This window comes from Sporomusa sp. (genome assembly GCF_035561255.1).
Classification (GTDB): Bacteria; Bacillota; Negativicutes; order Sporomusales; family Sporomusaceae; genus Sporomusa.
On sequence record NZ_DATMXX010000045.1, the window covers coordinates 1 to 4,177 of the forward strand.

The 4,177-nt window shown below is 41.5% G+C and carries 4 protein-coding genes; 1 reads left to right on the forward strand and 3 read right to left on the reverse strand.

Annotated features, from left to right (window positions below; genetic code table 11):
• Nucleotides 1-12 precede the first annotated feature (12 nt).
• On the forward strand, nt 13-951 hold the full coding sequence (locus tag VN379_RS02445; protein WP_325530438.1) for a hypothetical protein: 939 nt from the start codon (nt 13-15) through the stop codon (nt 949-951).
• A 97-nt stretch (nt 952-1,048) separates the two neighbouring features.
• Here the strand turns inward: VN379_RS02445 and VN379_RS02450 are convergent, their stop codons facing one another.
• Genes VN379_RS02450 through VN379_RS02460 form a run of 3 tightly spaced genes read right to left on the reverse strand, consistent with a single transcriptional unit; the run spans nt 1,049 to nt 4,033 of the window.
• On the reverse strand, nt 1,049-2,380 hold the full coding sequence (locus tag VN379_RS02450) for an ABC transporter substrate-binding protein (protein WP_325530440.1): 1,332 nt from the start codon (nt 2,378-2,380) through the stop codon (nt 1,049-1,051).
• Nucleotides 2,289-3,302 carry an ABC transporter ATP-binding protein gene (locus tag VN379_RS02455; RefSeq protein ID WP_325530442.1) on the reverse strand — a complete coding sequence of 338 codons (1,014 nt, stop codon included), beginning with the start codon at nt 3,300-3,302 and terminating at the stop codon, nt 2,289-2,291. The genes VN379_RS02450 and VN379_RS02455 overlap by 92 nt, the downstream gene beginning before the upstream one ends.
• Before the next feature lie 44 nt (nt 3,303-3,346).
• Nucleotides 3,347-4,033, reverse strand: a complete 687-nt coding sequence (locus VN379_RS02460; protein WP_325530444.1) for a GTP-binding protein — start codon at nt 4,031-4,033, stop codon at nt 3,347-3,349.
• Nucleotides 4,034-4,177: the final 144 nt, after the last annotated feature.

Consider the following 4,177-nt stretch of genomic DNA (forward strand, 5'->3'; position numbering starts at 1 on the left):
GGGTAATAGTAAATGGTTAATAATGAATTATTAGACGAAAATCCCACGCTGGAAAAGGGAAAACTTCTTACATATGGCGGCAAGGTTGACGAGAACTTAATGAGTATGCTTAAAGAAGCGCAAAAAACAGCAGGGATTAAAAAGTTTTCCGATTTTATGAACGATATGCTTAAAATTTACAGTGATAATAAACAAGCTACTGAACCACCCCAAATGCAGGTAATAAAAAAGGCTGTCTGCGATATAATTACCACTACCGAAAGCCTGCTTTCTGCAATGCAGATTATTGAAAGTGATAAATTCCAAGCAATTACAGACTATCGCCAAAGAATACAGGAATCAGAAGAATACACAATAAAGGTTGAGAACAAAGTAGCTGAACTGGAAAAATCCCTTGTCGACTCAAAAAGAGAGTTAATAAAAGCACAGTCAGAGACGGCAACAATCCATGCTGAATTAATCCACGAGGTTGAATGCCGTAAAGGTATGGAAGGTATGATTAACAGAGTACAGCAAATTGCCGATGATGCCTCTGCTTTAAAGAAAAAAGCTGAAGAAGAATGTATACAGGCATTAGAAGTCACTAAAGAGGCCAAAACCAAAACCACCTTACTGGAAGCGATGAATGCCGACATCCTGGCAAGGCTTGACACCACTCAGGCAAGAGCAAAAAGATATCAGGAAGAGCTTGTTGCCGAAAAAGGTACTACTAAATCGTTAAATGAAAAACTCACCAATGAAATAATCGCTCGTAACCGACTGGAAGAACGCCTCCAGGTAATTGAGCCTTTACAGCAAGCGGCAAGTCAAAAAATTGATTCTCTACAAGCAGAAATTGCTCACCTAAGAGCAGCCGAACAAGCGGCCTCTCAGAAAGTAACCAGCCTGGACTCGGAGCTGAAGGTCTTCAAAGCTCAGATTCAAGAGTTGCAAAACAAATCAGACAGTTAATCATTATAAATTTTCGCTTATCGAACCAAAACAACTCCTTGTAAAAGACAAAGCCCGGGTGCGCATCGCAGCACCCGGGCTTCTTGCCTTCAATAAATCATTTTTGTTGTTCTTGTACAAATTTAGTATTTATTTCATCGGCAAGTACTTCCATATCATGCTGTTTAATAAAATCCCAGCCTAACCATTTAAACCTGACATCATCCGGAAAACCAGTCATACCCGCAGGATGCACAGATGGAAAAAACGCTTCACCGCAAACCTTGGCAATATGCGGCCCTGTTAGAAAATCTGCCAGTTCTTTATACAACTCCATTTTATCTGCTTTAACTAGCACCGAAACCGGAAAGGCCAAGGCTCCGTCTTTTGGCCAAATTGTTTTAATTTGAGAATGGTCAGCTATGGTTTTCGCGAAAAAATAAGGCATGACATGTATGGGCGGGACATCGTCACGACTACCCTTTAATTCTTTCACCATTTGCGCAGGATGTAAACCATATTTTACAGATCGTGCTAAAGCAGCCAAACCGGCCTCGCCATATTCTTTATAATAATTTAATTGCACAATGTCGCAAAAGACTTCATTATGACCACGGATGGCTACCTTTTTTTCATAAACAGGTTTCAATAAATCGCTCCAACTGTTAGGTACAGGCAAGCCTCCCAGCCGCTGCATATCAACAACGATTACCAAAACATTTACAGCAATTACCGCAAAATGCCCCTCCGCATCAATCAATCCTGCTTGCTCTAGTCGTGGGTCAACTTGTTCATATCCAATCTGAGCAAATACATTATTTTGCACAAAACGTTCCATAAATAGCGGATTAAAAAAACTATATCCGGCTGTCAGCAGAATATCCGGAACTTCGTCCGGGTCTTCAAAGTATTTAATATATTCTTCATAATTGACCATATTTGTGGAGAAGGCTTCTGTACAATACTCTAATCTGATTTCCCTAGACTGCCGCAGGCTTTCAATAAACCGGCTTAATTCTGCTTGAAGAGGAATCTTTAACGGGCAAGGCAATAGCGCTACCATATTGAGTCTCCCGGAATTTCCTGCAGCTGACACTGTTTCCAGCCGATGAAAAAAACTGCTATCGGCAATCCGCTCTTCCAACAGTTTAGTAAACGCCTCAACACCGATCCCTTTGGTCTTTAAAGCCGTTTTTAGTTTAAGGACTGGTCCCAATTGTTGCAATACCCCATCATCTGCTAGCTGAGGAAAACCATTATGAACAAACACAGCTCGAGTAGCCGGATAGTTTTTTATCAGCTGCCCAATGGTTAAATCACTAAGTTCCAAATCTATATTCCCTCCTCCACAACGGTTTTTAACTATCGATCTCGCTTGGAATCTCATTAATGCATTCGCCTTTGCGCAGCAATTCTCTAATAACGGCCATCTGACGGTCAATTTGCTCAAGCCTAACCAGGTTTTTCCTCTCCGCCGGGGTGGTTTCAATAACCCGGCTTATCCCGCCGTTCTTTATGACAATCCTTTTGTCACCCATTAGTGCTAAAATCGGATCGTGAGTGGCCATAAGAACAATTTTCTCCTTGTCAACAAGAAGCTGCAATGCTTGCTTACGATCAATTCCGGCATTTTCAATTTCATCAATCAAAATTATCGGTGATGAACTCAAGTACGCTGTATCAGCAATCATAAGCGCTCGTGATTGTCCCCCGCTTAGCGAGGTAACAGGGGTATCTGGCTGAAAGGGTTCACCAGTCAACTCATTGGCCTTACTAATTATGTTCTCGACAATTTCCTGATCATGTTCAACCATTCTGCTCTCGGCATGCATTTCGACAAACTCACGTACTGTCAGATCCATAATAAAATTCATATTCTGTGAAAGTTGCGCTACTAGCTTATGTTCAACCGCAAACCGCGTTGTCATATCCGGAACCTGCCCGTTTACCAATATTTGGCGTCTCGTCGGAGTGTCCCGTTGTGCAATCCATTCTATATCTGCCAGCAACCGGCTCTTGCCAGAACCGGTTGGACCAACTATGCAAATGATTTCACCAGCACAGATTGTAATATCAAAATTCTCCTGATTACCGTTCTTATCAATACCACCACAAATGGTTACTGCCCTGATGATCTTCTCTTGCTCTTTTAATTTTTCCATTTGGACCATAAAAAAATTAAACTGTGTCTTAAGTTCCTGATACCCTAATCCCAAATCCTGAAGCAGTTCATCATTAATAGTTTCAAAATACTCTTGAACTGTCTTATCTGTATCCTGTATGACAGTCGGCAAAGACGAAAAGAAATCTATAGCATAGGGATAATCAATAAATAATTGGCGTAAAGATAAGGCTGATAAATTCTTCCACATAACTATCCCCCTTTTTTTATAATTGCGTAATCAGCTTCCTGCCTTTATAGTAAATCCATCTTGCGCACATTACCCATTTGAAAATCCACCCCCACTCTCGTTTGTCCCAAGCAATATGAACAAACAGCCGCCGGCATAGAGAAACGCAAACTACAGCCACTGAGAGTCTCCCAGTGCGCTGCTGTTTTGAACAAGCGGCTCACTTCCGGAGCGCCCTGGCCGGTAATACCGTTAACATAAACAATCATCGCCCCAGGATTGGCTTGCTTAACGCGAAATGCAAATACCTCCCGCTCTGCCTGAGAAACAATATCCCCTTTGGTTATTATGATAACATCAGCAAATTTCAACATAGGACCGATTTTGCGCGGGGTATTGACACCGCTAAGATTGTCAATTACGCATACAGCCATAACACCGCGAAGATGTGGTGAGCAGCGATTACACAAACCAGCACTCTCACTAATTAAAACATCCAGCTTCCGCCTGATACCCCATTCCAGGCAGTCTTGAATATTTGTTACAAAGAAATGATCAGGGCATAAATTACCCGATAATCCAGTCTTTACAACTACACCATTCTTTTCGTATAACTTTTGGTCCTGTGTTGACAGACAGTCAAATTTTACAACGCCCACAGTTTCACCGTCTGCCTGCATTGCTTTGATAATGTTGAGAATGACTGATGTTTTTCCTGCCGAAGGAGGACCAGCCACTGTTATTAACTGCATAATACTTGTCCTCCGGAGCCATTTACCGAGAAGTTTTCTTTTTCCTGAAATACCCTATTCTCTATACCAATGATCCTTGCACTTACAATTAAAACAATTCTCTTTTCAGATATATACGACATAAATGTTCAATCACCCCTATAC

Excerpts from the sequence above, each read along its gene's own strand:
- VN379_RS02455 (WP_325530442.1), bottom strand. The coding sequence starts at position 3,302 with ATGTGGAAGAATTTATCAGCCTTATCTTTACGCCAATTATTTATTGAT.
- VN379_RS02460 (WP_325530444.1), bottom strand. The coding sequence starts at position 4,033 with ATGCAGTTAATAACAGTGGCTGGTCCTCCTTCGGCAGGAAAAACATCA.
- VN379_RS02445 (WP_325530438.1), top strand. The coding sequence starts at position 13 with ATGGTTAATAATGAATTATTAGACGAAAATCCCACGCTGGAAAAGGGA.